Raw genomic sequence first — 26,433 nt, forward strand, 5'->3', positions numbered from 1 at the left:
CATTCAGCAGCGCACCTGAAGCCGGTACGTCGGGGATGTGAGGAAGGCAAGAACCGCATGGGCAAATGATCGACCAGATCGGGGTCAGGAAAACCAGTGTTTGAACGAGAGCCTCATGAGCTCGCCAAGCAGATTTGGACCTGATCCGCGCATCACCATACCGGCCCGCGGCATGTGAAATGGCCGCACCCGAAAGGCCTGACACAAGTCCGCTCTCGATCACGCGTTCAAAGGTTCAAATCTTCCTTGCAAAACGGCTGGCATCCACACAAGTTCAAGCGGGCGAACAAGGCGCTGCGCAGGCTCAAGACTTATCTCGGCCGGACCATTCGCGACATTGGTCGCCAGATCGCCGGTGATGCGGGGCTGGACGCGCTCTTCAAATGGCCGCTCTACCAGGCCGCCGTTCTCGAGCAACGCCAGCGCCAGCGCGGCCGCAAGATCTACAGCCTCCACGCACACGAGGTGGAATGCATCGGCAAGGGCAAGGCGCATACGCCCTACGAGTTCGGGGTGGAGGTGTCGGTGGCCACCACGCTGAAGCGCTCCAAGGGCGGCCAGTTCGCCCTGCATGAAAGGCGCTGCCCGGCAATTCCTATGACGGCCACACGCTGGCAAGCGTCATCCCCGACCTGGAAAAGACCATCGGCAACGAGATCGGCCGCATCCTCGCCGACGCCGGCTATTGCGGCCACAAGGCACCGCAGAGCCATAAGCTCAGGGTCTTCACCAGCGGCCAGAAACGCCGCGTCACCCCGGCCATCAAGCGCCAGATGCGGCGGCGGTCGGCGGTCGAGCCCGTCATCGGCCACATCAAGAGCGAACACAGGATGGGCCTCAACTACTTCGCCGGCCAGCAGGGCGATGCCCTCAACGCCATCCTGGCCGCCGCCGGCTACAACTTCTCCCTCCTGCTCAGGTGGCTGAAGGGTTTTTTGTGGCTTCTCATCGCAGCCTACAAAGTCAGCCGAAAGAACTCGAAGCCTGATCCCTCTCATTGTTCACGGCCGACTAATCTAACTCGATGACGCGTGGGAACTTGCACCTGCGCTGGCCGCCGGTTGAGCCCACCGGAAGCATCACTGGACTCGCACCTGCTTGCGAAGGCCCGGCCGAGGCAGGCATTCGCTGCGTGGTGTCTTCGGGCGCGCGAAACAGGAGCGTTGATCGCGTCGCGTCAGGGCGTCTACAAGGTGTCAGCTTGTTCCTATTCGCCAACGGTCGCAAATGGTGTGATCCTCAAATCGATCATGTCGACTGCACGCTGAAGTATCGCCTTGGTCTGAGCAAGGCTGGGTGAAGCGGCTATGACATGACCGATGCGGTCTCTGTAATCGCCCTTCCTGACGATCAGCGTCTTAGGCCTCACATAAATTTTCACCTCGGCGACACCTGATACTGCAGCCGCCCGACTGTCGCCATCAATCCGATCGAGGGTGCCGTCGCGATCAGGAACCAGATACCGCGCGGCCGCAGTGTGCGAATGCCTTCTGCGCAAGTCCCATTCGTCGCCGACCACGAGCTTGATGTGCTCGGTGATGAGGTCGACACCATAAGCCAACTGAACCAGTTGAGGATCGGCCCCGCCAACAAGACGCGGATTGACTTCAATGACGACTGGGCCACGCTTCGTCCACCGGAATTCAATGTTCGTTGGCCCCCAGCCAAGGCCGAGAGCTCGCAAACAGCTCAGCGAAACATCGGCGATGCGCTCACGCTCCTCGTCGGTCAGCAGGGCCGGATAGGTCACCTCACGAAAGACGAAATGCGGGGGGCGGCCGAAGGCACCCGCGCCAATCGCAATGATCTCATTGCCCATTAAATTAGCCCAATAAAAGGGACCTTGAACGAATTCTTCGACCAGTATCTTTGGCGAAGACTGCCATATGTGCTTCCCGCCCAATAGGTAGGTGGTATGTTCGGCTACCTCATCGATATTGCGGCACAACCGGACACCGCTGCTGCCGCTGCCAAGCGCTGGCTTAAGGATCACCGGCAGACCGATGTCAGCGGCGGCGCTTTCTATGTCCGTCGCGTTCGCCGCCAAGCGAAAAGCAGGGATTGGAACGCCCGCCTCCGCGAGGAGCTGACGTTGAGTGAATTTGTCGCAGCATCTTTCAACGGATGTGGGGTTCGGTCCGGGTAGATCGAACTGCCGGGAGAGCTTGCCAACTGTCGCGTAGACCGACTCGTCCGCGCCCGAAAAGCCAGTAATGCCCGCAATGTCATAGGTCGCACGTAGCTGCGAACATTCGCGGATCACTGCATCGAGATCGTCCGTATCGACACGGATTGCCTCAATTCCTTCCGCCGCGAGATAGTCGTGGCAAGCTGGATCGGCCGACAAGGTAATTGGATGAAGATCCATGCGTCGGGCTGCTTTCACGTATAGAAGACCAATACTCCTGTGGCCTTCAAGCAGGATGAGCGCTCTTCTTGCCATTGGCGTTGATCTCCGTTGCGTGCTGTGCGGCCGTCTGAGCGTAAACAGGCGCCGGCTCTTATTCGTGCCTCACTCGGACCCTGCGGTGAAGGTACCATTGTCAGCTATCTGCGCTGCAAAGATTCGGTAAAGTTATTTGAAGGATTTGTTGCGATGTGTTGCTCACGGCCGATGTGCCATGAAGGTCCTGGACAATTTCGGAGGTAGCAACCCATTGACCCGCAGAGATTTAACATAAGCTGACGGGCGGTGTCAGCCTAAAGGCGAGCGCTCGCGCACCGGCCCGACTTGGTTGTCGGCCTAGCTTCACGGGCGGCGATATTGTTTCGCTTGAGCTCGAGGTTAATCATCTCGTCGCTGAAAGTTATGTGGTCCAGTCACGGGCCCAAAAGTGGAACCCAAAGGACCCGATTGCAGCGCGTTTCAGCCTGGCTTACGCTATCTCTGTCGCCGCGCAACACGGCGGAGTAGCAATCAGCGATTTTTCGTCCCGAAGCACTGGATCACGAATGCCAAGCGTGGGAAGAACGCCGCGCCGATCTAGCGATCGCGGCCTGCTGCAATGGAACTGGCGGCCCGCTCGGGCGTTCATGGCGTGGGCCGCGTAACAGCGCGCGAAACAGTTCCTCCGAGCGCCGAAGACCCTCGTCCGTCAACACCAAAGACTTTGCCTCGTTGACCGGGTCGGCGATCAATCCCTTCCGGTGAAGTCGATCCGTCACGTCCCAGTCAAAGCCATTCCAGGCGCACCGTTCATTGTGCAAGGTCAGCCAAAACAGTGCCAGGACCGCATAATCGATCTTGTCGCTATCGATCTCTATCGCTGCAGCTTTACACAGACAGCACCACAGCGGCCTTGGCCGCCTTCTGATTACCCACATCGTCGGCGGGCCTATTGCCCGTATGAATCTGCGGTGACTCTGTCCGTGACGCCGAATCACGGAGGCGTCACAGATGCGAGACAAGACCAGGAGCAGCGAGAGCGCTTGGCAGGAGGAAGAGCTTTCTGCGGCGGCCCTTCCCGACCGGATGGATACGGTAGGTCGAAGAGGTAGTCGATCGCATTGTCCTCGCACCACGCGTTTGAATGTGGACACATTTATTTCGGCAGAGGCGTTACGCCTCTGCCGTCTGCTGCCGCAAATAACAACTCACAGGAGCGAGTATCCCTAGCGGGTATATATAGATATGCAGTATAGGATGGTATTACGCCTCGTTATGCCCTAGGCATCCTGTAAATTGACTGATTATTCTTATAGAAGATCATCCTGGCGGCTTCGACAGCCTCTTCAGCGGTCAACGCTCCACCAGAAACATAGTCAGCTAGTGCCCTAGCCAAGTATCGCTTACCCCACCGACCGGCAAGCCAGTATAATTCTGGCAGATTGTAAGAATCGCTTGCATAAAGTATTTTCGATATCGGCACAGCCTCCAGTATCTGGACATACCGCTGATGCAAATTTTGGTGAACAAAGGGGGTCATTACGGAGAGTTCGAAGTAACAGTTTGGATAAATGTGGCTCATCCAAGCTGCCTTCTCCACGGACGGATATCCCGCATGCAGTGGAATTATCTTCGGCATACGCATGACGTGGTCACGATCGAACCTCACCACCTCCTCGAGATAGAAGGGATCCTGATTCCGTAGGATTACCCCAGGGGGCTCGCCGTCGCCGGCGTGTATTTGCATTGGTATGTCGCGCTTCAGACACTCTTCCAATGCCAACGTGAATGTGTAACGGCATAGATCTTTGGTGACCTTCGCCCTCGCTTCGCGGCCCAATGATGTGAGGTTCGCGAAATTCTCGCGCAACAACTGCCATGACCTGGCGGCGGGTTCGCGCTCATGTAGGGGCCTGATAAGGCCAATGTACGGCAACAGATAAGACTTCATACCAAAGGTTCGTTTCCCGTAATTTCCAGTACCGTCGAGTATGGAATCCAACTGCGCTTTGTATTTGGCCTCGAAATCATCGAACGACATATCCAGCGGAAACAATTCATCCTGAATCGTCTCGATGCGGCTTATCCGATGCGACCTGCAAGGGATAATAGCTTCTTCAAACTCCGCTAGGGCCGCGGCGCCACCACCTTCAGTTATTCCAGTTTCCAGCATGATGTTGGTTATATTGGCGTCCCTGAACAAGCTATTCACGTAGCCCCAATAATTGCGCCCCTTTTGATTTCTGGCTTCAACCACTGCTTCCAACCGCGGTTCACAGCTAAGAAATTGTGCCATCTCCTTCAAAAGGAATTTGACGAATATTGTTGTAGAGAAGTGCTGAGTGACGAAATCAAGTCTCTCTTGGATACCATATTCCTTGTCGAGAGCCTTTTTGGTTTCCTCGTCCGAGCTCGACCATTTTTCATATACACCAGCTGGAAAATAGCCAGGCAATGAGAAACCAGATAGCGCGATGCGTTCGAGAAACTTCTGTGGAGTTGTGTGGGCATCAGCAGTCGTCACTAAATGACAATGCGTGTCATCTATCGGCAATGCGTCAATCTCTTCGAATAGCTTATGAAATGTATTTGTCTGCACAGCGTTGAATTCGCGCAAGTGATCCAGGTGAATATGAGGCGGCCCTTCGGCGAATGTCTTGGGGTGCGTGCTGTTGAGAGATTTTTCCACAGTGAATACCTAACCTGGGTTCTAGAGAAGTCTACGCCGACGGAATAACAGACAGTCGGAGGGATTCGAGTGAATGATCGGTCATATCTCTGGCGAAGAGCACGACTTGCTCTTGCGCATCGACGTACGCACTGGATCGTACCGCGTAAACGGTTGCTTTGTTCGGCGCGCGAATTTCGATCATCGCAGAGGCGCCATCGCCAAGCGGGTATATCCGTCCGACGACATCACCTGCCTCGACCTCGTCTAGTACTGAACAGCGCGGTTCAAATATGCCCGCCACTGGCGAACTCAGTTCGTCGGACGATCGTCGGGTTTCGAGTAGTCGCCCCGACCGCTTTTCATGGTAGAGTGGGTATTCCGACTCCCCGCCGATTAATTCCAGATGAATCAGAGCGTTCCGCACACCAGCTTCGTAGATGTCCAGATCCTTTGGATTCACCATGCCGCCACCGAACTCCGGGCATACGAAAATCTTGCCTCCGTTGTGAGCGATCACATCGAACATTCCAGGAGCCTCAGGATGCTCCCACACCATCGTCATAGGTAGCTTGAAGGACTCGGCGACTCTAACTGTGTCGGACAATAGCTTCGCGTCTGCGATAGGTATCGTCGTCGTCGAGGGAGGGAAGTTCCACAGTGGCCCGAAACTGTGCAGATCAAAGATGACGTCTGCAGCTGGCAGCAGGAGCCGGCAAATCGCGTACGCTGTTCTCTCAGTGATTGAACCGTCCCTACGTCCTGGAAAAGTACGATTGAGATTAAGTCCATCGACCGGCGTGTTCCTCGTGAACGACCGCAGCGCGAGCGGATTAATGACTGGGACAACAATCACGCGACCGCGCTGAAGATGCACTGGAAGCCATTCCAGAATTCTCTGCGCAACAACCGGGCCTTCAAGTTCATTGCCATGGCATCCAGCTGTAATAAGCACACACGGACCCGAGCCTCGGTTGATACTGCTGACGGGTATTCGCAACTCGTCATGATCACTACCACCGGGAATGATCAGATGCCCCGCGCTGCTACCTAGCGCGTCAAAGTCAAAAGTGAGATGCGGTTCTTGGCTCATATTGCCCCCAGTTTATTTGAAGCGACGCAACTCGATTGATTTCAGCGTCGTCCATGATTCTTATCAGCTGTTTTTCCCGAAGTTCCTGTTGCCGTTGTGTGCCTGACCACCACCTGTAATGCGACGAGCGAGATCGCGTCCCGAAACTTAATCAGGTTGCATCGAGAACGGCACTAAGGAATTGGCGAGTGCGATCGTTTTGAGGATGGACGAAGATCTGCTCAGGCGTGCCCTCTTCGACAATCTTTCCACCGTGGAAGAAGCAGACGCGATCCGAAAACTCTTTCGCAAAACCCATCTGGTGGGTAATCATCAGCATGGTCAGGTCATGCTCGGAGGCGAGCTTAGGGATAAGGTTGAGAAACTCGACGACCAATTCTGGATCGAAAGCGGAGGTCACTTCGTCGAAGAGCATAACCTTGGGACCCATTGCGAGGGCACGAGCGATCGCAACACGCTGCTTCTGCCCACCTGACAACTGAAAGGGAAAGCTGTCCTTCTTTTCAGGCTGGAAATGGTCGGCCCGGGGGTGTCGAGGCACCTGTTTCGGTGCTCGGGCTCTCGAAAAATGAGGCGCGGGATCGAAGTTCTCCAGTGCCGTCATGTGCGGAAACAAATTGAAATGCTGGAAGACCATGCCGATCTTTCCCCGCACGCGACGGAGATGTCGCTCGCGTGCTAACGCTTCGCAGTCGGCGGCGTTAGGGCAACAAGATGCCCTTCCCTCCTGCCAAGCTGGTTGAGATCAAACGCAAGGTGCGGCACTTCGCTCATTGTTCAGCTTTCATAATCTAACGCCTGTGCGAGAGTATGCGCCAGACTTTGTTCAATGCGCCAATAGAATGTCCCGGATGGAACCATCGTGTTTTCAGATAGCCAGAGCCTGTTCCCAAGGAGACAGCAGTCGCCCTAGCGCCAATGCACGGCGCGGCTGCACGGGATATCGGTTGAACCTCCACCTTTACCTCGCCTCTAGCACGGCACTGAGGAATTGCTGGGTCCGTTCGTTCTGCGGGTTGTTGAACAGCTGATCAGGGCTTCCCTGTTCAACAATCTTGCCGCCATAGAAAAAGCAGACGCGATCCGAAAACTCCTTAGCGAAGCCCATCTGGTGGGTGACCATCAACATTGTGAGATCGTGTTCGGTGCCGAGCTTTCGGATCACGTTGAGCACTTCGCCAACGAGTTCTGGGTCGAGCGCCGATGTCACTTCGTCGAATAACATGACCTTCGGCCGCATGGCGAGCGCACGGGCGATGGCGACGCGCTGTTTCTGTCCGCCGGAAAGCTGAATCGGGTAGTGCCCCTTCTTGTCGCCGAGGCCCACCATTTCTAGCAACTCGGCCGCGCGGTCTTCGGCTTGCTTCTTCGGCAAACCGAGCACGGAGACGGGTGCCTCCGTACAATTCTGCAAAGCTGTCAGATGCGGGAATAGGTTGAAGTGCTGGAAGACCATGCCAATCTTACCGCGCACGTGCCTCAGATGCCTTTCGCTTGCCGGCACCATCTTCCCGTTGCGTAGTTCATGCGTTAAGGGCTCCCCGTCTACATAGATGACCCCGCCGTTGATCCGCTCGAGCGTCATCAGCATTCGCAGAACGGTTGTCTTGCCGGATCCGGACGGGCCGATGATAGACACTTTTTCATTGCGCCCGATCTCGAGGTTTAGCCCGTCCAACACCGTCAGCGCTCCGTAGCGTTTTATAACATTCTCGAAGCGGACAATTGGCATACTCATTACGAATTCCTAATGCAAATGGAGGCGGCGGTTGAGCCAGAAGCTGACTGTCTGGACGATCGCCGACGCCACAAGGCTGAAGACCAGATAGAAGAATCCGGTCATGGAGATTGCCTCTATGAAGCGGTAGTGCTCCGCACCGAAATTCTTAGCCTGCTGCAGCATCTCCAGGATGGCGATCGCTGCGAGTATCGGCGTGTCCTTGATCATACCAATGAGGTAGTTGCCTAACGTCGGCACCATCGGCGGAATGGCCTGCGGCAAGATGATCGCGCTCCAGGTGCGGCGCCGCGACAGGTTGAGCGCTGTGCAGGCCTCCCACTGGCCGCCATCCACATTCTCAATGCCCGCGCGGAAGCACTCCGAGCAATAAGCGGCGTAGTGAATACCAAGCATGCCGACGCCGGCAATCCAGGCAGGAATGAAAACGCCGAATTGAGGTCCGACGAAATAGAGAAAGAAAACCTGCAGCAGCAATGGCGTTGAGCGGTTGAACTCGATTATCTCCGTCATAACGGTGGATACGTACCGATTAGGAGACTGCCGGATCAGCGCAAAGACCAGGCCCAGCGCCAACGCGATCGTGAAACCGATCACCGTGGCCTGAATCGTGACGATCGCGCCGCTATAGAGGTACGGCAGCGCCTTCCAAACGTAAGACCAGTCCCATATACTCATTCCAGTGCATCCTGCACGAAGCCACGCGACAGCCTGCGCTCAAGCCAGCGCACAAACGGTGTGATCAGCGCTCGCGCGATGACATAATAGCCAAACAGCGCCACGGCGAAGAACAGCAGGTAGTTGCCGGTCGCGTCGGCCGCCAACTTGGAGGCGGTCGTAAACTCGGGGATCGTGATGAAGAACACGAGCGAGGTACCCTTAAGAAGCTCTATCAGCATGTTGCCCCAGGTCGGCAGCATGGCGCGCATCGCCTGCGGCAGCAGGATCCGGCGCATCATCGTGAGCCATTGGAAGTTGAGCGCGATGCTCGCTTCATACTGGCCGCGATTGACCCCTTGGATGGCGCCGCGCACCACCTCTGCAAGGTAACCGGAGATGTGAATCCCGATGCCCAAGATGGCGACCGTCCACGCTGACAACGTGACTCCGAAAACCGGCAGAACAAAGAACCACCAGTAGAGCTGCACCAGCAGCGAGGTGCCACGGAAGAACTCGATATAGGCGATGCTGAACCAGCGAAGCGGCCGCAGGGGGGACACCCGGACTATGCCGACGATCAGCCCCAGAATGGTCGCCACCAAGGAAGCTCCGAGGGTCACGATCAAGGTGATCAATACGCCCTTCGCCAACACGGCCACGCTGAACCTGAGCACGTGTTCGCTCTCCCCTATGTCCGAGCTCGTCGGACCGTTTCCTTGCTGAGGCCGGGAAGCGGTCCGACGCCTTAGTGTTGATTCTTAGCTTAGCTTCAACCTTTGCAAAGATCAGCAGTTGGGGTGCCGTCCGGCAACATCTTTTTATCGTATCCATATTTCCCAACCGACGACATCATCTCGTCAGAGCCGAGATAGTCTTTCAGCACGGCGTTGAAGGCATCGGCTGCGGCCCGCTCATTTGGCGAGAAGGCGAAGGCGGGATAGCCGGGCTTGGTAGGTGAGGTGAATGGGTCGGCGAGCTCGATGAAGTCACCCTCCCCTTTTTCGATCAAGCCCTTAATGCTCAAATAGTTACCGCCGCCGGCATCGGCGCGGCCGACCTTCACAGCTTGGACAATCTCAGTATCACCGGCGACCTGCATAATCTTGTCATCAGGGATGCCGATCTTTTTTGCGGTTGGCACCGAATCGTAGCCGGCTCCGGTTACGTAGATGAGGCCCTTGTCGCGAATGTCCTGGTAGGAGTGCAGTCCCTTCGGGTTGCCCTTCGGCACGACGAGCCCTTCTGTGACCGTGCCGATCGGATCAGTGAACAGCACATTAGGGCAGCGTTCGGGCAGAATGTACATTCCGCCGGTGATGATATCGAATCGACCGGCCTGGAGGCCGGGGACGAGCGAGCCCCACTCGGTCACAACCGACTCGACCTTGGTCGTGCCCAACTTCTTCAGAATATCAAGCGTCATCGCATTGACGAAGCCGAGCGGCTCGTTGTTCTCGCCCGGATAGGCCCAGGGAGCCTGGTTGGAAAAGCCGATCCGGATCGTCTCTCCGTGTTTGATCTTGTCTAGCAGCGACTGCGCGGAGGCCGAACCAACAAACGAGGCGATTGCCATCGCGGCTATGCCGAGCGCAGCCATTCGCCTCAGGATCGCATGTCTAAGGTAAAAATTTCTGCTCGTGAGTTCTTGCCACTTTTTCATCAGTAACTCCTCCGTTGTTGTTTTTGCCGCCCGTATCCACGTGTTGCGACAAATTATCACGCGGGGGGTCTCTTGCTAGCAAAATCGCGGTTCGATGTCGCGTGCCACATAGACTATACCGTTCTGGAACTTATAAGTCTTGTTGTCGCTGGCAACGCCCACTTGGCCAATACCTACGGCGGCGGCGAAAAGCGAAAACAGCGTGTAGTAAATCGCCATGCCATAGTCGGCTGGGATGTTCGTCGCAGCCTAGATCGAATCGAAGACCTGCAGGCACTTCACCATCCGCACAGCGCGTGCAGCGGTTTGCGCAGGCTGCGCCACCAGGACCGACGAGATCGAAAGAGCCGCTCCAGCTGCCGGGCCCGCCTTAGTGGGTTCACGTCGAGAGATTGTAATCGTTCAGCTCCCCTTTACGAGTTCCTCCGTTGATTCGCGCTTATTTGCTAGATGCATACCAGGAGCATTCATTCAACTATGATCAGTCGCGCGACTACCTACGTCAAATTCAGTTTGCGTATCGTGGCCATCTGGATTTGAGATGGGCTAAGAGCGGCCTAGGATAACTTGGCTCAGCAGCGGTATCGCTGGCCTTAAATTTCCTGCGGAGACGGCAATTCTGCTGGGTTTTGGCGGCGCGCAAAACGGGCGGCTTAGGCTTTAAATTGTGGGCACATTCGGCTCTGGCTCGCGAAATCCTGCCGCTAAGAATATTGCGAAGCTTGCCATTGATATCGGCAGTCCAAATCGGCAAGAGCATCTGCGCACCATCCACGGAACAGCGCATCTGCTGCCTCTTGAGCATCCGCCCGCCAAAGGCGAATTTACCGCCGAATCGGCGAGAGTGGTCGCAACGCCAGGTCCGGCTCGGTAGCGCTCTCCGAAGTTGACGATCGCACGGCGGTTCGCGTGGATATAGATCAGGAGCTGCCGCAGAGGCTGTGAAGATAACTCACTGTGTCGCTGTGGGTGCTCCAATTTTGCCATAAGCCTTTCCAGCTCCGATCGCGCGACCGACGCGACCATGCCACAAACGCTATGGGCGGCAATCTCATCTGTAGAAACGCCGATACCTGACTTTCAAGACGACCGCTCCTTCGATAACCACACTGGCGGCCACATACTTCCAGAGCGTGACCGCCAGTTGCCCGGAGGAGCGCCCGTATGGCCTTCCTGAAGCGGCCGCGTTGTGCGGGACAGGTTTATGGAAGCAGCTAGCAACGTTAAAGCCGCTTGGTTGCGCAGCAATAGCCAGACCAGTTGGACATCGCCGAGCCGTGGCTGAGGGTCGACCACATGGCAGTTCGCCTTCGCTGTTGATCTACCCATGCCATTGACGGATGAGCCTGTTCACGGCTTCGCTCCGGTCGATATGGATGGCATGCCCTGCATTGTTCAGCAGGTGGAAATCCGAATTCCTGATCAGCTTTGCAAGCTTCAGCCCGTGATCCGGGGTGACGGTGGGGTCGTTCTTGGACCAGATAATCAACGTTTTGGCCTGAAGCCGATCAAGGTAAGGGAAGATGTATTTTTGCTGCAGCACCACATAGAGACGCAGAACGATCTCTTCTTCGGGCCGGTTCTGGAAGATCTCCCACTGTCCGCGCTCCGCCGCGCGCCGATAAGCCTCTCGCTTAGCGTCTTCCAAATCTTCCCCGTAGGCGCGGCAGCCTTTCTGGTACGCGGCGATGTATTCCTCTTCGCTCGGCATTTGGGTAGAATAGTTGTAAGCCTGCTGACAGGCCCGCATCCAGGCCTCATCACGGTCGTCTCCAAACGACGGCGATACGGAGTTGGCGGTCAGAAGTACAAGCTTTGAAACCAGATCAGGACGCACGATCGCTACCCGAGCAGCGACGAATGATCCTTCTGAATTGCCAACCAGCGTAATCTGCCTTAAGCCCAGCGCTTCGATAAAACCTATCACATGATCGACGCGACCAAGCCGGTTAACATATTTGCGATCGGCCGGATAATCTGTCCTCCCGAAATGGAGCTGATCAACCGCGATCACCCTAAATTGCGCGGATAGCCCATTCATCTGCCGAACAAAGGAACTCTTTCCCTCAGTGCCGAAGCCGGCACCGTGTACGAATATAATTGGCGCACCGGCTCCGTTCTCGCAATACGAAGTCGTGATACCACCAACCGATATGCAGTGTTCAGTGATCATTATTTCTCCCGGCAAACAGGCCACATTCAGGCCGGCATTGATCTTATTCGGGGCGGACCGCTCGAGTGAATCTACCAGCTCAATCGAGCGATTTATGCGAATATTCCTCAATCGACGCAAGAAATCGGCGTTTTCTCGTTACCTACGCACTTAAGGCACAATTGCTAATAGCGTGGCGTTGGTGCATTGGTCCACTGCTTCAAAAACTTCCATTCTTCGAACGAAGTTCGTCCATGATGGAGCGCGTGGCGATCAGGCACGCGATCCGATCGTCGTTCGGGAAGTTTCCGACGAATGGCTGCGCCGCTTGATCGCGTTTGCGACGCCAGATAGGATTCGTCGAGTGGAGTTCGGCGCGATGGTCCCTCGGGGGGCCATGTAGACTACACGTCGCCATTTTCGGCACCTTCGGCCTGTCTGGTCGGCACCCCGGGATTCTCGCTACAAGCGTGCGCAGGGCCCGTCATTCGCTGGTCCTTCGTGGGCTGGCGTCACAACCGAACTTTTCCGGAAAACGCCGATGACCACCGGCTCGCCGGTCACTCGCTACAGCGCTAGCAGGCTGTTGAAGAAGGATCACGTTTAGCCTTGAGGATAGCCTCTTCGCCGTTGCGATAGGCGAAGGTGATGCCGATCGAGCCGTCGTCGAGCAATTCTGCGGAGCCGTCGCCAGTGACTTCGTCCATCTCATCGAAGCCGGCCCATGTGAAGAAGACCATTGAGGGCCCGTACCCGAGATCGAGGGCCGGCTTGCAGGGCGCCAAAGGCGATCTCACCGTGGTTGTCGGCCCCAATGGTGATCGTGGCGGGTCCGCCGAGGTCGAGATAGCCGCGATCCCACAGGTCAGCTTCGATGATCCGCCAGCGGCCGATCAGTTGACAGCCGGCAGGTGCGATCATGTCGGCACCGCCAGCAGCTTCGGCAACCGCACGAGATTGTAGGCGGCGGCGTTGAAAGTGAAGGCCCATCCGACGCGGTCGCGGCCACGCAACTTCGTCTTCGCCTGTCCGGCGACCGTCTTGATCCATCCGAACGCCTCTTCAATGCGCTTGCGAATACGCTGACTGACAGCATAGCCGCTATGCCGCGTCGTGCGCCCGTCGATCGCCGAACTCCGGCCGCCGGTGTTCTGCGCCACATGCGGCGTCACCTTCAGCTCATTGATGAAGTCCTGCGCGTCATAAGCCTTGTCGGCACCGAGTGTGATTGTTTGCGGACGGTCCGCACGCGGTTCGATCATGTGCAGGGCCGCCACCCGCTCGGCATGCCCGTCGGCAAACGTCAGGCAGGCGTCGACCAGAAGGCCATGGCGGTTCTCCATCAGCCCATGCCCCATGAAGCAGAGCTTCGCCTCCTTGCCCCGCCCTTTGCGATAGAGCCTGGCGTCGGGGTCGGTGGTCGAGGCGTGCGTCTCGTTCGATCGCCTCTCGCCGTGGAAGTCCGCTTCCGCATTGCGTCCGCCGCCGTCTGCCGGCGGCTCGCCATGACCACCGCTTGGGCCGTCCTTCGGCTTGACGCTCTTCATCGACGCCCAGGCCTCGATCAGCGTGCCGTCGACCGAGAAGTGATCCGTCGACAGAAGCTTCTTCACCTTGGGTTGCGCCAGCACCGCCGCCAGGAACTTTGCAGCGATGTCGCCCTCCAGCAGCCGGTCACGGTTCTTGGAGAACACCGAATGATCCCAGGCCGCATCGTCGACGCCAATCCCGACGAACCAGCGGAACAGAAGGTCGTATTCCAGCCGCTCCATCAACAGCCGCTCCGAGCGGATCGAGTAGAACGCCTGCAGCAGCATCGCTCGCAGCAGCTTCTCCGGTGGGATCGACGGCCGCCCAATCGGCGAGTACAGCGCCGCAAACTCCCGCTCCAACGCCGAAAGCGCCTCATTCACAATCGCCCGAATACGGCGCAACGGATGATCGCGCCGCACCCGAGCCTCGAGGTCCACGTAGCTGAACAGTTCGCCCGTCTGTCCGTCACCACCCCGCACGACTCACTCCCACCTCTTCGTGGTCAGAGTGAATCACGAACCTGAGACTGTCGCGAGCCCTTTTTCAACAGCCTGCTAGTAACGGCGCGCTTGCATCGACGCTCCGCCCCCGAACCGACGTTGCGATGTTATGCAAGTGTAAGCGGCGCAATCTAAACGCGGCGGAAAATTCATCTGTTGTTCGATCAACGGCAACTCAGCAGCCCCGCAAAGCGGGATATATTCGTGGACACCTCAATAATCGCAGAAAAAGGGCTTAATGGCCGCATTTGCGCAGCCATTCGACGATTTTACAAGGCTAGTTTCGGTGAAATTGAACGCCCGACTCGGAGCCATAGATGAACGGTTCAGCAATCGCTGCATTAAAGGGCCTCAAACGGTCGGACCTTTTGCAAAGAGGCGCGTATCTGAACGGCCTTTGGCTCTCGAAGTCGCAAACCGTCGCGGTTGTTGATCCTGCCACCGGTGAAGAGTTGGCTCGAGTGGCTGCGTGCGAAATGTCTGATGTCGATAATGCGGTCTATTTTGCAAGAAGCGCATTCCTGCAGTGGCGCGACCTGCCCCCTTCAGAACGGGGCGGATTCCTCCGACGGTGGGCGGCAGGAATGCGCAAAAATACGGAAGACCTGGCCGTCATTATGACAGTCGAGCAAGGCAAGCCCATCACGGAAGCTCGGGGCGAAATCTCATATGCCGCAAGCTTCCTTGACTGGTTTGCAGCGGAGGGCGAGCGAGCTTACGGCGAGACAATTCCCAGCCATCTCGTCGCAAGTCGGTTGGCCGTTCAGATGCAGCCGATAGGAGTGACCGTTGCTATCACTCCATGGAATTTTCCCTCGGCAATGATCACCAGAAAAGCTGGAGCCGCGCTAGCCGCAGGCTGCACCATGATTGTAAAGCCCGCGCCGGAAACGCCCTTGTCGGCGCTCGCGCTTGCCCGCCTTGCCGAGGACGCAGGAATCCCCGCCGGCGTGTTTCAAGTGATAACCGGCGAAGCTCCGCCACTTGCCAAGCGGCTGTTGGAGCATACCGATGTGCGCGCATTCTCTTTTACGGGCTCGACCGAAGTTGGCCGAATCCTTCTGGAGCAGTCCGCAAAGACTGTCAAAAAAGCTTCGCTCGAACTTGGCGGCAATGCTCCGTTCATCCTTTTCGACGACGTGCCGATGGAAGCTGCGGTCGCTGGCTGCATGGCAGCCAAGTTCGCTACATCCGGCCAGGACTGTCTGGCAGCAAACAGGATTTACGTTCAGCAGCGAGTCTATGACCGTTTCGTAGAAGAATTCGGCAAGGCCACCAGCAAACTGAAAGTCGGACACGGATTGGAGCCCGGCGTCGACATTGGTCCAATGACCAAGGCGTCCGGTGCCGAAAAATGCAGGCAGCAGATCTCCGAGGCTCTTTCAGCCGGGGCACGAATGGTAGCCGGGGCACAGGATAACCCTTTTGGCGGGAACTTCGTGACGCCGACAGTGCTCGCGGATGTGACCGACGAAATGCGGGTTGCAAAAGAAGAAACGTTCGGGCCTGTGGCTGCAATCCTGCCCTTCGAAGACGAAGCGGAGGTGCTCGCGCGCGCGAACAACTCGGAGATGGGCCTTGCGGCGTATGTTTACACCCGAGACCTTAACCGCGCGATGCGGCTCACCGACCGGCTCGAATACGGCATGGTGGCGGTCAATACCGCCAAATTTACGGGAGCGCCCATCCCCTTCGGCGGATGGAAACAGTCCGGCCTCGGCCGGGAAGGCTCCAAACACGGCATTGCCGAGTATCTGGAACCAAAATACACGTGTTTCGGAGATCTTGCAGCATAAGAGGATGCGTTAATGACGATCAACATCAAAGAAATCAGCGAGAAGGACAGGAACTCTGTCCTGCATCCTTTCACGCAGCTCAGGGATTTCGCTACCGGCAAGCTTGGTGATCCAACGATCATCGAAACGGGCAAAGGCATCCGCATCCAGGATGCGCATGGGAACCAGTTCATCGACGGCTTCGCTGGCCTATACTGCGTCAACGTCGGCTACGGCCGCACCGAAGTCGCGGAGGCGATCTCCCGCCAAGCTCACCGTCTCGCCTATTACCATTCCTACGCCGCGCACACGACCGACGAACTTGCAATTTTGTCTGACCGTCTCGTGAAAATGACGCCAGGTAAGATGAGCAAGATTTTTTACGGCATGTCCGGCTCGGACGCCAACGAGACGCAGGCCAAACTGGTCTGGTACTACAACAATCTTCGGGGCAAGCCGAACAAGAAAAAGATCATCTCGCGCGAGCGCGGCTATCATGGCTGTAGCGTCGTGTCCGGCTCGATGACGGGAATGAGTTTTTATCATGACCATATGGACCTGCCGCTGCCGCAGGTCGTTCACACAGGTGTTCCGCATCATTACTGGGGCGCAAACCCGGGCGAGACCGAGCGCGAATTCTCCGCTCGCCGCGCCGCCGAGCTGGACCTGCTGATCGAACGTCTAGGCCCGGACAATGTCGGCGCCTTCATCGGTGAGCCGGTGCTCGGCACAGGCGGCATCACGCCTCCGCCGGAAGGGTATTGGGAGGCCGTCCAAACCGTTCTGAGAAAGCACGACATACTGCTCATCGCCGATGAAGTGATCACCGGCTTTGGCCGAACGGGTTCCATGTTCGGCTCGCAGCATTATGGCATCGAACCAGACCTAATTACGATCGCGAAGGGGCTAACATCAGCCTATTTCCCACTCTCCGGCGCGATCGTTGGCGAGAAGGTCTACAAGGTTTTGGAAGACGGCGCTGACAGGGTTGGCGCATTCTCCCACGGCTATACCTACTCGGGTCACCCGATCGGAGCCGCGGCGGCCAACGCGGTTCTCGACATTGTCGAGAAAGAGGACCTCCCTGGCAATGCTCGTGACGTCGGCGCGTTTTTTCAGGCGCAACTGAAGGAAAAATTCGCTCAGTTGTCGATCGTCGGTGAAGTACGCGGGGTCGGCCTTATGGGCGCGATCGAGTTCGTGGCCGATCGCAAAACCAAGAAGCGCTTTGATCCGACGCTCAAGGTTGGAGCACGAATTTCTAAGGCAGCCCGTGACCGTGGTCTTATCGCTCGCGCTATGCCGCATGGCGACATTCTCGGCTTCGCCCCGCCGCTCGTAGCAACCAAGGCAGAAGTCGAAGAGATCGCTGCAATCGCCGAAAACGCTGTCCGCTCAGTCATGGACGAGCTCGTCCGGGATGGCCACATCATCTGAAACACGCTTCGACGTCTCCTGCACCATCAATGCGAGGCCGGAGAAGCCTTGCACATGTCCGTATAACCAGTGGCCAGCCACGCCTTCACGCCGTTCGGGACAGATCGGCCGCCCCAGCACATCCAGGATCCGGCCGAGCGCATGGTGTCGATACTCTCGATCCGCAGTCGAGGGACGCCGCCAAGCTCGATTTTTCCATGCTGCTCTTCTTGCGCGGTCGAAAGATCGGCGGTGGCTGTCCCTTGACTACCTCCACGGTAACAAGCTGCGGCACGGACGACACGGAGATCTGGCATCGCTCCTTGCGACAGGAAAAGCTGGCTAAGATGAAGGCTCGCACTCGCGCGATCTCCGAAACACTGGCTCAGCCTCGAACGTCGCCGCAACCATCCGCTCAACCTGATGCTTCGTCACATGGCCACTCCTAGTGCTTTGCACTAAGGCTTGCAGCCTTCAGCCCACACAGCAAGCCGGCCGTCACCGTGAGGATACGAAAGGACGGGGCAGAAGGAAGAGCATGCGAAGATGAAGGAAAGGCCTCGGAGATTAGCGGCGACGGACAAACCGCAGAACCTCGCAGAAGATGATCCAGCCGCGGCCTTCGCCCCGCATTTTTGGCCGCCTCGATAAAGTCCATCGCGTTGATGTCGGCGGGACGCGCGTGACAGCCGGTTGACCGCGCTGGTCTGGAGTTCGGCAGCAACACCGGCTATCACAATCCAGTCCAGGCCGTGCTAGATCTCGATCGTTAAAATCCGCTCACCTTCGTGCGTAACCTGACCCTGCCCCTCCCGCGGTGTTGCATCGCCGAACCGCTACGATCTTGCACCGGTCACACAAATCTTAACTTTCCATGGCATCTCGGATGGCGCGTATCGCCCCGAACGCGTCAAACGGAAGGGCTTTGGGGGGCTGGTAAACTTGGTCAGGCCACTGTGTCCGCTTCACCGGTGATTGGCCAGGCTGGTGTGAGAGCTTCACCGCCTCGAAGTCCGCTCGAGGGTCAATATAGATAACCTGGCCACCATACCCCCACGCGATGTAGGCGCCTCTCTCTTGGTCTTCAATCCAGAAAGCATTGTGATAAGCGCCATTGGGCAGGTCTGAACTGGCATCGGCATAAGGACGTTTGGCGCGAATAAGTCGAATAGAAGAGGCTTAGGGCGTCTTATCGCCTCGATCCATTCAGATGGAACGATCTGCCTGCCGTTGAGCCTGCCCCCGCGCAGATGCAGCAGCGCGAAGCGCGCAAAATCACGGACTGTGGCTTGAAATCCACCGGACGACATCGAAAAACGAGATTTGTCTACAATTTGGCAGGCGTCTTCCTCCGCCCCCATTGGACTCCATAATTCGCTGCTATACAGCTCCGGAAGAAACTTCCCGGATACGCGCTGCATGATTAGCCCTAGGTGCGTATTCCGACGAAGCCGGCGATCGATTCCGATTTGAGGCCGGCCAGTCATTCCGATTTCATTCCGGCCGGTGTTCCGATTTGAAGCCGGCCATTTTTCGGACTGATCCTGGGTCTCGTTGATGTTTGGATTGGGTTTCGTTTCAGGTCAAGCTTGCGCTGTTTCAGACGCTCTCGGCGAGCGCTGTTTTCGCATGCTTTCACCGGTGAGATCGATGCGATAGGCGTTGTGAACGAGGCGGTCCAGGATGGCATCGGCCAGGGTTGGGTTTGCAATGATCTCGTACCAGCGATCCAGGGGGCAGCTGACTGGTGACGATTGTCGATCGGCGTTCGTAGCGGTCTTCAATGATCTCAAGCACATCACGCCGCTGGTCATCATTGAGTTTTTCCGGTCCCCAGTCATCGAGAATGAGAAGGTCGGTTTTGGCGAGTTGCTTGAGGATCCGGCCATAACGTCCGTCGCCTCTCGCGAGGGCACGTGTTGCAAACAGCCGGGGCACGCGGTGATAGGCGACGGAGAAATCCTCTCGGCAAGCTTTGTGGCCAAGCGCACAGGCCAGCCAGCTCTTGCCCACGCCCGCCGGCCCGGTGATGAGAAGACTGTGATGCTTGCGAATCCAATCGCAGCCGGCGAGCGCCATGAACAGATTGCGATCAAGACCGCGTGCGGCACGAAAGTCGGCATTCTCGATCTGTGCGTCATGGCGAAGCTTTGCAGCCCTGGCGCGGGCTTCGAAACGCTTCTGGCGGCGCATGGTCGCCTCGCGCTCGAGCAGCATGGCAAGCCATTCGCCATGCTCGAGGCCGCGTGCTTCGGATTGTGCGTCGAGCTCCTGGAAGGCGGTGGCCATGCCATGAAGGCCGAGTTCGCGCAGCATGTCGATGGTCGGATGGATGAGCATTGGTGTGTCTCCTCAATGGAAGTAATCAGGGCCACGCAGATTGGCGTGATCGACGATGGCGGTCGGTTCGGTGGAATGCCTTGCGGCCTTGTGATTGGCGATGAGCGAGGCGATGCTCTTGCAGTTCAGCCCACCGATCTCGACAGCGCGGGCTGAGACGGCTTCGGCGCGATCGCGTGTGACATCGCGAAACAGGCGAAGGACACCCAGGCATGTTCGAAAGCCTTGTTCAGGATGTGGGCGGCTGGCGAGGATTGCGACAACCAAGCCTTCCGTCTCGGGCCCGACGGATGCGGCCCAGCGACGGAAACGATCCGGCGTCCACTCGGCATATCGCCGGTGGGAGCTGGGCATATGATCCGGATCAGTCCCATGACGAGGGCCGCCATAGCGGCGCTGATGGACGGCAATGCGCTTGCCGCGGTGGAATATCTCGATGGTGCGTGCCGTTGCCCTCAGATCGACTTGCTGGCGAATGAGGTTGTGCGGCACGGAATAGAAGAAGGTCTTGAACTCGACGTGGTAATCCGTCGAGACGCGGGCCAAACGCCACTCGGCGAATTCGTAGTCTTCGCTCGGAAGGCTTGCCAGCGCAGCACGCTCGACGCTCTCAAACAGTTGCCGGCGACTGACGCCCTGCCGACGCATGACGTGATCATTGATGCGATCGAGTGCCTGGCGAATTGCGGCATTGGCCTCGGCCAGCGAGAAGAAGGTCTGGTTGCGCAGCCGCCCCAGAATGCATGACTGGGCGAAACGTCGTCGCGGCCGTGCCGGAAGAACGCCGACGCCATAATGGGATGCCATCGTGCGTAGCTGCGATTGATCTCGGGATCGTAGAAGCTGGCGCGGCTGACGCCCGACTTCAGATTGTCGGGGACGATCAGGCGGGGAACGCCGTCAAAGAAACGAAACATCCTGACGTGTGAACCAATCCAATCAGGCAGTGTCTGGGTCCAGGTCGCTTCGGCATAGGTGAAGCTGGACGCACCCAGCACTGCCACGAAGATCTCCGCCTCACGGATCTCGCCGGTGTCTCGATCAACGATCGGGATCTTCTTGCCGGAATAGTCGACGAAGACCTTGTCGCCGGCGGCGTGTTCTTGGCGCATCGTCGGGGAAAGCCGCTGTTCGAAGCTGCGAAAGAGCTCGCAGAACCAGGTGAAGTGTTATGCCGAACATATCAGCCGTTATGTTGCGGCCAAATTTATGTTGCGTCTCCGGGGGATGAGCCAAGGATCTCGGTGATTTCCTTGGCCCAAGCCGCCACATAAGAAGAACGGCAATGGTAGTTCGCTACAGGGCTTTCAGGAATGCCATTAATGACGGCAGAGATCGCTGCCGTGGGGGCTCTTTCAAGCCGCTGATATCAACCTTGGCCAACGCCTTGGCCTTCATTTCCAGATCAACCTCGGCGTAGATGTGCGTGGTGTCCAACGACACATGGCCGAGCCAGGCGCGGATCGTGTTGATATCGACGCCGGCACGCAGGAGGTGGACGGCTGTCGTGTGACGAATCGTATGGGGGCTGACGCGCTTCGTGGCCAGGGTCGGCACGGTTTTGCTCGCCATGGCGGCATATTGCGTCACGACGCGGTGTATTCCGAAACGTGTCAAAGGTTCCTTCATCCGCCCCAGAAAGACTGCATCGCTCCTATCCCGATCGGTCACGAGGCGAGCCAGCGATATCGCCGTCGCTGCCCACAACGGGCAGATCCGGATCTTGTTTCCCTTACCATGAAGGCGCACTGACGGAGACGCGCCCAGCTGAAGATTGCCGACCGTCAACTTTGCTGCCTCATCGGCGCGCGCACCAGTGTTGTAGAGGAATAGCAGCAGGGCATGGTCGCGCACTCCAAGACTCACACGCCTGTCGGGTTGGCCGAGGAGCGCATCCATCTCAGCTTTTTCGAGATAGCCGATCGCGGCCTTTGCCGTCTTCTTGAATGGTATCGCCCTTATCTCGGAACACCAGGCCAGGTTGACCGGCGACCGCATGCCGATGAAGCGTGCCAATGAATGAATGGTCGCAAGCCGTTGGTTACGGGTTGCTTCGCTGCATCGGCGATCACGTTGCAGATGGTCCAGGAATTTGCGGACGATTGCCGGCGTCAGATCTTCCACCGTCATACGATCGATAGCACGACCTCCCTGCTTGCTTGCAAACGGCAGCAGCAGTGTAAGCGTGTCGCGGTAGCTGGCTTGGGTGTTGCGGGAAAGATTGCGTTCGGCAACCAGGTGCTCCAACAGGAAACGACGGATCCACGGACCAAGGAGGCTCTCATCCTTCATGGTTGGCCCCCATTGCGTATTGCGCAAAGCGCTGGCTGGCTGCATCGAGGAGATCCGGCGTCATGTGCAGATAGCGCTGTGTTGAACGGATATCGATGTGACCAAGGTAGGTTGCGAGTTGCGGGAGCAATCGCTGCACGTCTTGGCCGGAGCGATACCAGGCAATCACCCGGTGCACGGCGGCCGTGTGACGAATATCGTGCAGTCGTGGCGGCCGAAGCTCGCCGACAGGACAACTGATTCCGGCGGCAAGGCGGACATGCTGGAACCAGGAAATGACCCGCACGTAGTGCCACGGCCGGCCATCGCGCGTGGTGAACAACGGTGATTCTTGCCCGCGCGACAAAGGGAGGAGGCGCCGGCGTTCGATATGCGCAGCCAGCTCGCAGTTGAGCTTTGGTCCGATCGGCACAAGACGCGTTTTGAAGAACTTCGTGTCGCGGACAGTGATGATCTGCTCGGTCAGATCCACGTCGTACAGGACCAAGCGAAGCGCCTCGCCGATGCGCATACCGCTACCGTAAAGCAGCAGGAGAAGGGTACGATAAATTGCCGGCACCTGAGGACTGTGCCCAACCTTCAGGATCGAGGTCGCGTCCACCAGTCGACGTAGCTCTTCGGTCGAGTAGACGTACGGGGTCTGTTGCGGCGGCAGCTTCGGGATTGTTGTCGGCAGCGGCGAGAACGTCGCATGGCCGCGGCTGACGGCGAACCGGTAAAAGCCGCTCAGGACGTTGTAGCGCAGCATCCAGGCGGCGCTGAGCGAGCCGCTGCCTTGGAGAAACACGGCTACCGTCTCTGGGGTAATCTCGCTGATCTCGGGATTGCCCAACACGCGGCAGAACCTGCGCAGCAGCACCTCGGCGGACTCGAAACGCATGCCTAATGACCGCTGCTTGGCCAGATAAACGTCGACGACATCGGTCAGCATCATTGCAGCGCTCCCAGGTCGAATGCACCAACCTCGCGAAGAGCTGCCAAGTTCACCTTGGCGTAGATACTGGTTGTCGCCGCGCTACGGTGCCCCAGGTGGTCTCCGATCTCTTTTATCGACAGACCTTCGGCAAGAAGCCGGGAGGCGCAGGCATGGCGCAGCGCGTGCCCCCCGCGATGGGCCGCTTCGATTCCAAGCGCGACAAATCTGCGGTTCGCGACATCATAGATGCTCCCCGCCTTCAACGGCCGACGGGGCGCTTGCATGCAGAGGAAGACTTCCGGGCACGACGACGATGGCCGTATCGTGTCGATGTAGTGGGCGAGCGCCTCAGCAACAGACGAGACGAGCGGATAAATCTGCGGCTGGCGGCGCTTCAAACGGAAAAGCCGTAGCGTCCGACCGGCCCAGTCGATCTGATCGAGGCGCAATGCCACTACTTCCCCGCTGCGCATTCCATAGACCGCAAGCAGCAGCAGGATTGCACGATCGCGGATGTCCCGCGGCTTGTCGGTCTCGGCATCGGCCAACATGCGTTGCACGTCTGACCAGTCCGGGGCGTACGGCAGAGACTCCTGTCGGTAGAGCCGGGGGCGGCAAATCGATCCGGCTAGGCTGTCGGCGCACATTCCCCGCTTTGCTGCGTAGCGCAGAAATCCGCGCAGAGCCGAAGCGGTGTTGGCGACCGACACGCGGGACCATCGTCCCGTCGCCTGGGTAACGAAATAAGCGTCGATGTCCCCGGCCTGAAGATCCCCGAATTGCCGGTTCGTCTGGTCGCACCAGCGCAGGAACCTACCGATCACACGGGTCCATTGCTCGAGCGTCGATGGTGTGAAGCCGCGCTCATCGCGCATCCATCTCACATACTCATCGAGTTGGCTCTGATACTCGAACCCGGCACTCGGTTCACGCCACCAACCGAGAAATCGAAGCCAAGGTCGTCCGATATCGATCACTCTTCGCGCCGCGGTGACGGCTCCGTGGGCTTGTTGCCTCTCAATGGCGATCTGTCGGAGGGCCTCGATGTCGATGCCCTCCGAAGCGGCATCCGGGCCGAGACGCGTAGCAATCCACAACAGCTCGCTGCGCTTGGTTCTGAGAGAAAAGGGAGTGGCGCCGCGTTCCGCGCAGTGGCGAAGGTAACGATTCCGCTCTTCGGCAAACGGCGCGTCATCATTGTGGTGGCCCGACGAGTGGCCGGAAAAAGTCGTCTTATCCATAGCAAACCTCCATTGGAAAAGGCTTGCTAGCCAGCCATTAAGTTATGTTGCGTCAAGGACCCAACGACGGACAGACGCCTGAGAAAGAAAAGGGCTTCCGCAACATAAATTTGGCCGCAACATAACGGCTGTAGCCATATCCGTCGGGATGACTTCCTCGATACTCCTCCCACAAGATGAGGAGCGTGACGCCCGGCTTCTTGAGCTCGACGGCAAGATGGGCCCAGCTCGGCTCTGTGCGCGGCCGCGTGCCCTGCTTGACGCCATTGCGAATCGCGAGCGGCGTGTGGGATGCTGGGCCGCTGGAGAAGGTGCTACTTGCGGAGGCCGACAGACAAGTTGGCGGGAACGATGCATGGCTGATCGTGGACGACACAGCGCTCCCCAAGAAGGGGCGCCACTCGGTCGGCGTCGCGCCGCAATATGCCTCGGCGCTTGGTAACGACGCCAACTGCCAGACGCTGGTGTCGCTGACGGTGGCCTCTAGCGAAGTGCCGGTCATGGTGGGACTGCGGCTGTTTCTGCCCGAGAGCTGGACTTCCGATCCCGCCCGGCTCGACCGTGCCGGTGCGCCCGAGGACCATCGTGCCTACAGGACCAAGCCCGAAATCGCGCTGGCCGAGATCGACCGGGCTCGCGCAGCCGGCCTACGCTTTGGCTGCGTGCTCGCCGATGCCGGATATGGCTTGAGCGCCCCCTTCCGGCAGGCGCTCACCGAGCGCGGCCTTACCTGGGCCGTCGGTATCCCGTTCAAGCAGAAGGTCTATCCCGCCGACGTGGCAATGATCTTTCCCGTTGCCGGACGCGGCCGTCCGCGCCAGCGGCATATCCCCGATGTGAAGTCGATGACCGCGAAGGCGATGCTGGAGACAGCCCCATGGCGCGCGGTCAGTTGGCGGCGTGGCACCAAAGGCCGCCTCTCGGCGCGCTTCGCCGCTGTCCGTGTCCGGGTTGCAGATGGCCCACCCCAGCGCATCCGCGACATGGGCGCTCAGCATCTGCCCGGCGAGGAGGTCTGGGTGATCGGCGAGCACCGCTCGACCGGCGAGCGCAAATACTACCTCTCCAACTTGCCCGCCGACACCCCGCTCAAGCAGATCGCAGGCGCCATCAAGGCGCGCTGGGTCTGCGAACAGGCGCATCAGCAGCTCAAGGAGGAACTTGGCCTCGACCACTTCGAAGGGCGCTCATGGACCGGCCTGCACCGGCACGCGCTGATGACGATGATCGCCTACGCCTTCCTGCAATCTCGCCGCCTGGAGGGGGAAAAAAGAATCGTTGGCCCGCCGCCCCAACCGAGCCTACCCGCCGTCAGGCAAGCCATCCTCACCGCGCTAGCGCAGCCGCCCCCAATCCGTTGTCCCCACTGCCGCAGAGCCCTCTCCGCTAACAATCTGCCAAAGTAGTGCTAGCACGTCGATTTTGGGGTCAAAGTACTTGAACCGCGCGCCGTGCGGCGCCTCCGGCTCGGTTATCCGCAGAATGGCCTGCCAGATGTCGGCGGGAGCGTCAGGATGTCCCTCCGGGGGGCCGAAGTATCCTGTTGCTACAACGTAATTAAAGTAATCGTTGTTTGGCACGTACCACAATCCCTTGAGAGTGGCGCCCGCAGTCATGTCCAGCAAGTGCTGCACCGTGGCGCCGCGATAGGCGGTCGCCTGCAGTTCCGGCAGATATCGTGTCACCAGACTTTCAGGATCAATCAGCCCGCGGCGCACTAGAATCCCGAACATCGTCCCGGTGATGGACTTGGAACCCGATCTGGCGATGTGTTGGGAATGCGGTTCCATGCCATTCATGTACGATTCGAACACGATCTCGCCCTGGTAAAGAACCAGAAACCCGTCAGTATAGTCCCTCGCGGGTATTCGCGGACCGTGGCGCGCTGGCCGTCGCTCAACGCAACTTCGATGTCACCGATATCCGCCATGATCCGGCTTGGAAGCGGCAAGACCGGTCCTGGCCCGCGCCAAACCCGGGCGGTTCGCGTCGATTCGCTTACGTGCGAGTATGTCTATTTGCTATAAGGCCAAAAAGACCACTCGTCGGGTGGGATCATAGGC

At 58.2% G+C, this 26,433-nt stretch carries 19 protein-coding genes and 5 pseudogenes; 4 read left to right on the forward strand and 20 right to left on the reverse strand.

Annotated elements, in window-relative coordinates; translation table 11 throughout:
- Positions 1-267: 267 nt before the first annotated feature.
- Positions 268-1,028, forward strand: a pseudogene (locus JN280_RS34100) (transposase); the annotation flags it as partial.
- A 179-nt stretch (positions 1,029-1,207) separates the two neighbouring features.
- On the opposite strand, the gene JN280_RS34105 reads toward JN280_RS34100, so the two are convergent.
- From JN280_RS34105 to JN280_RS34160, 14 genes and pseudogenes are all read right to left on the reverse strand, one after another.
- Positions 1,208-2,443, reverse strand: coding sequence for an ATP-grasp domain-containing protein (locus JN280_RS34105; protein ID WP_202308709.1), 1,236 nt, complete (start codon positions 2,441-2,443; stop codon positions 1,208-1,210).
- Between the two features lie 608 nt (positions 2,444-3,051).
- A pseudogene (locus tag JN280_RS39730) lies at positions 3,052-3,264 on the reverse strand (DUF6429 family protein); the annotation flags it as partial.
- A gap of 395 nt (positions 3,265-3,659) precedes the next feature.
- Complete coding sequence (locus JN280_RS34110) at positions 3,660-5,075, reverse strand: amidohydrolase family protein (RefSeq protein ID WP_244742475.1); 1,416 nt, start codon at positions 5,073-5,075, stop codon at positions 3,660-3,662.
- A 31-nt stretch (positions 5,076-5,106) separates the two neighbouring features.
- The gene (locus tag JN280_RS34115; RefSeq protein WP_202308710.1) at positions 5,107-6,147 is read right to left on the reverse strand and encodes a succinylglutamate desuccinylase/aspartoacylase domain-containing protein; all 1,041 of its coding nucleotides are present in this window, start codon (positions 6,145-6,147) and stop codon (positions 5,107-5,109) included.
- 151 nt (positions 6,148-6,298) lie between these two features.
- Positions 6,299-6,826: pseudogene (locus JN280_RS34120) on the reverse strand (amino acid ABC transporter ATP-binding protein); the annotation flags it as partial.
- 282 nt (positions 6,827-7,108) lie between these two features.
- Positions 7,109-7,885, reverse strand: coding sequence for an ectoine/hydroxyectoine ABC transporter ATP-binding protein EhuA (gene ehuA, locus JN280_RS34125; RefSeq protein WP_202308712.1), 777 nt, complete (start codon positions 7,883-7,885; stop codon positions 7,109-7,111).
- A gap of 9 nt (positions 7,886-7,894) precedes the next feature.
- On the reverse strand, positions 7,895-8,563 hold the full coding sequence (gene ehuD, locus JN280_RS34130) for an ectoine/hydroxyectoine ABC transporter permease subunit EhuD (protein WP_202308713.1): 669 nt from the start codon (positions 8,561-8,563) through the stop codon (positions 7,895-7,897).
- On the reverse strand, positions 8,560-9,219 hold the full coding sequence (gene ehuC, locus JN280_RS34135; RefSeq protein WP_202308714.1) for an ectoine/hydroxyectoine ABC transporter permease subunit EhuC: 660 nt from the start codon (positions 9,217-9,219) through the stop codon (positions 8,560-8,562). The genes ehuD and ehuC overlap by 4 nt, the downstream gene beginning before the upstream one ends.
- 95 nt (positions 9,220-9,314) lie before the next feature.
- Positions 9,315-10,205 carry an ectoine/hydroxyectoine ABC transporter substrate-binding protein EhuB gene (gene ehuB, locus JN280_RS34140; RefSeq protein WP_244742477.1) on the reverse strand — a complete coding sequence of 297 codons (891 nt, stop codon included), beginning with the start codon at positions 10,203-10,205 and terminating at the stop codon, positions 9,315-9,317.
- Between the two features lie 75 nt (positions 10,206-10,280).
- The gene (locus JN280_RS34145; protein WP_202308715.1) at positions 10,281-10,424 is read right to left on the reverse strand and encodes a hypothetical protein; all 144 of its coding nucleotides are present in this window, start codon (positions 10,422-10,424) and stop codon (positions 10,281-10,283) included.
- 1,102 nt (positions 10,425-11,526) lie between these two features.
- Positions 11,527-12,378 (reverse strand): alpha/beta fold hydrolase, encoded by an 852-nt coding sequence (locus tag JN280_RS34150; RefSeq protein WP_202308716.1) that lies wholly within the window; start codon positions 12,376-12,378, stop codon positions 11,527-11,529.
- A gap of 554 nt (positions 12,379-12,932) precedes the next feature.
- Positions 12,933-13,064, reverse strand: coding sequence for a hypothetical protein (locus tag JN280_RS40055; protein ID WP_274609048.1), 132 nt, complete (start codon positions 13,062-13,064; stop codon positions 12,933-12,935).
- Position 13,065: 1 nt separating this feature from the next.
- Positions 13,066-13,278 (reverse strand): hypothetical protein, encoded by a 213-nt coding sequence (locus tag JN280_RS39735; RefSeq protein WP_244742480.1) that lies wholly within the window; start codon positions 13,276-13,278, stop codon positions 13,066-13,068.
- Positions 13,275-14,369, reverse strand: coding sequence for an IS5 family transposase (locus JN280_RS34160; RefSeq protein ID WP_202308717.1), 1,095 nt, complete (start codon positions 14,367-14,369; stop codon positions 13,275-13,277). The genes JN280_RS39735 and JN280_RS34160 overlap by 4 nt, the downstream gene beginning before the upstream one ends.
- A 338-nt stretch (positions 14,370-14,707) precedes the next feature.
- On the opposite strand from JN280_RS34160, the gene JN280_RS34165 reads away from it, so the two are divergent.
- The gene (locus tag JN280_RS34165; protein ID WP_202308718.1) at positions 14,708-16,186 is read left to right on the forward strand and encodes an NAD-dependent succinate-semialdehyde dehydrogenase; all 1,479 of its coding nucleotides are present in this window, start codon (positions 14,708-14,710) and stop codon (positions 16,184-16,186) included.
- Between the two features lie 12 nt (positions 16,187-16,198).
- Positions 16,199-17,602 (forward strand): aspartate aminotransferase family protein, encoded by a 1,404-nt coding sequence (locus JN280_RS34170; RefSeq protein ID WP_202308719.1) that lies wholly within the window; start codon positions 16,199-16,201, stop codon positions 17,600-17,602.
- Positions 17,603-19,164: 1,562 nt separating this feature from the next.
- Here JN280_RS34170 and istB read toward each other — a convergent pair.
- From istB to JN280_RS34195, 5 genes and pseudogenes are all read right to left on the reverse strand, one after another.
- Positions 19,165-19,921: pseudogene (gene istB / locus JN280_RS34175) on the reverse strand (IS21-like element helper ATPase IstB).
- A 12-nt stretch (positions 19,922-19,933) separates the two neighbouring features.
- Positions 19,934-20,728: a Mu transposase domain-containing protein gene (locus tag JN280_RS34180; RefSeq protein ID WP_244742484.1), complete on the reverse strand. Its 795-nt coding sequence runs from the start codon at positions 20,726-20,728 to the stop codon at positions 19,934-19,936.
- A gap of 489 nt (positions 20,729-21,217) precedes the next feature.
- Entirely contained in the window at positions 21,218-22,213 is a 996-nt protein-coding gene (locus JN280_RS34185) for a tyrosine-type recombinase/integrase (protein WP_202308720.1), read from the reverse strand.
- Complete coding sequence (locus JN280_RS34190) at positions 22,203-23,147, reverse strand: tyrosine-type recombinase/integrase (RefSeq protein WP_202308721.1); 945 nt, start codon at positions 23,145-23,147, stop codon at positions 22,203-22,205. Before JN280_RS34190 ends, JN280_RS34185 begins: the two co-directional genes overlap by 11 nt.
- Complete coding sequence (locus JN280_RS34195) at positions 23,144-24,370, reverse strand: tyrosine-type recombinase/integrase (RefSeq protein WP_202308722.1); 1,227 nt, start codon at positions 24,368-24,370, stop codon at positions 23,144-23,146. The genes JN280_RS34190 and JN280_RS34195 overlap by 4 nt, the downstream gene beginning before the upstream one ends.
- A gap of 272 nt (positions 24,371-24,642) precedes the next feature.
- On the opposite strand from JN280_RS34195, the pseudogene JN280_RS34200 reads away from it, so the two are divergent.
- A pseudogene (locus JN280_RS34200) lies at positions 24,643-25,760 on the forward strand (IS701 family transposase); the annotation flags it as partial.
- On the opposite strand, the gene JN280_RS34205 reads toward JN280_RS34200, so the two are convergent.
- Complete coding sequence (locus tag JN280_RS34205; protein ID WP_202308723.1) at positions 25,705-26,184, reverse strand: serine hydrolase; 480 nt, start codon at positions 26,182-26,184, stop codon at positions 25,705-25,707. The pseudogene JN280_RS34200 and the gene JN280_RS34205 overlap by 56 nt on opposite strands.
- Positions 26,185-26,433: the final 249 nt, after the last annotated feature.

Source organism: Mesorhizobium sp. L-8-10 (assembly GCF_016756635.1).
In the GTDB taxonomy this organism is placed as follows: domain Bacteria; phylum Pseudomonadota; class Alphaproteobacteria; order Rhizobiales; family Rhizobiaceae.

Bases quoted from the DNA above. Each gene is read 5' to 3' on its own strand.
- JN280_RS34105 (WP_202308709.1), bottom strand. From the start codon at position 2,443: ATGGCAAGAAGAGCGCTCATCCTGCTTGAAGGCCACAGGAGTATTGGT.
- JN280_RS34115 (WP_202308710.1), bottom strand. From the start codon at position 6,147: ATGAGCCAAGAACCGCATCTCACTTTTGACTTTGACGCGCTAGGTAGC.
- ehuA (WP_202308712.1), bottom strand. From the start codon at position 7,885: ATGAGTATGCCAATTGTCCGCTTCGAGAATGTTATAAAACGCTACGGA.
- ehuD (WP_202308713.1), bottom strand. From the start codon at position 8,563: ATGAGTATATGGGACTGGTCTTACGTTTGGAAGGCGCTGCCGTACCTC.
- ehuB (WP_244742477.1), bottom strand. From the start codon at position 10,205: ATGAAAAAGTGGCAAGAACTCACGAGCAGAAATTTTTACCTTAGACAT.
- JN280_RS34145 (WP_202308715.1), bottom strand. From the start codon at position 10,424: ATGGCGATTTACTACACGCTGTTTTCGCTTTTCGCCGCCGCCGTAGGT.
- JN280_RS34150 (WP_202308716.1), bottom strand. From the start codon at position 12,378: ATGATCACTGAACACTGCATATCGGTTGGTGGTATCACGACTTCGTAT.
- JN280_RS40055 (WP_274609048.1), bottom strand. From the start codon at position 13,064: ATGGACGAAGTCACTGGCGACGGCTCCGCAGAATTGCTCGACGACGGC.
- JN280_RS39735 (WP_244742480.1), bottom strand. From the start codon at position 13,278: ATGATCGCACCTGCCGGCTGTCAACTGATCGGCCGCTGGCGGATCATC.
- JN280_RS34165 (WP_202308718.1), top strand. From the start codon at position 14,708: ATGAACGGTTCAGCAATCGCTGCATTAAAGGGCCTCAAACGGTCGGAC.
- JN280_RS34170 (WP_202308719.1), top strand. From the start codon at position 16,199: ATGACGATCAACATCAAAGAAATCAGCGAGAAGGACAGGAACTCTGTC.
- JN280_RS34180 (WP_244742484.1), bottom strand. From the start codon at position 20,728: ATGGCATCCCATTATGGCGTCGGCGTTCTTCCGGCACGGCCGCGACGA.
- JN280_RS34185 (WP_202308720.1), bottom strand. From the start codon at position 22,213: ATGAAGGATGAGAGCCTCCTTGGTCCGTGGATCCGTCGTTTCCTGTTG.
- JN280_RS34190 (WP_202308721.1), bottom strand. From the start codon at position 23,147: ATGATGCTGACCGATGTCGTCGACGTTTATCTGGCCAAGCAGCGGTCA.
- JN280_RS34195 (WP_202308722.1), bottom strand. From the start codon at position 24,370: ATGGATAAGACGACTTTTTCCGGCCACTCGTCGGGCCACCACAATGAT.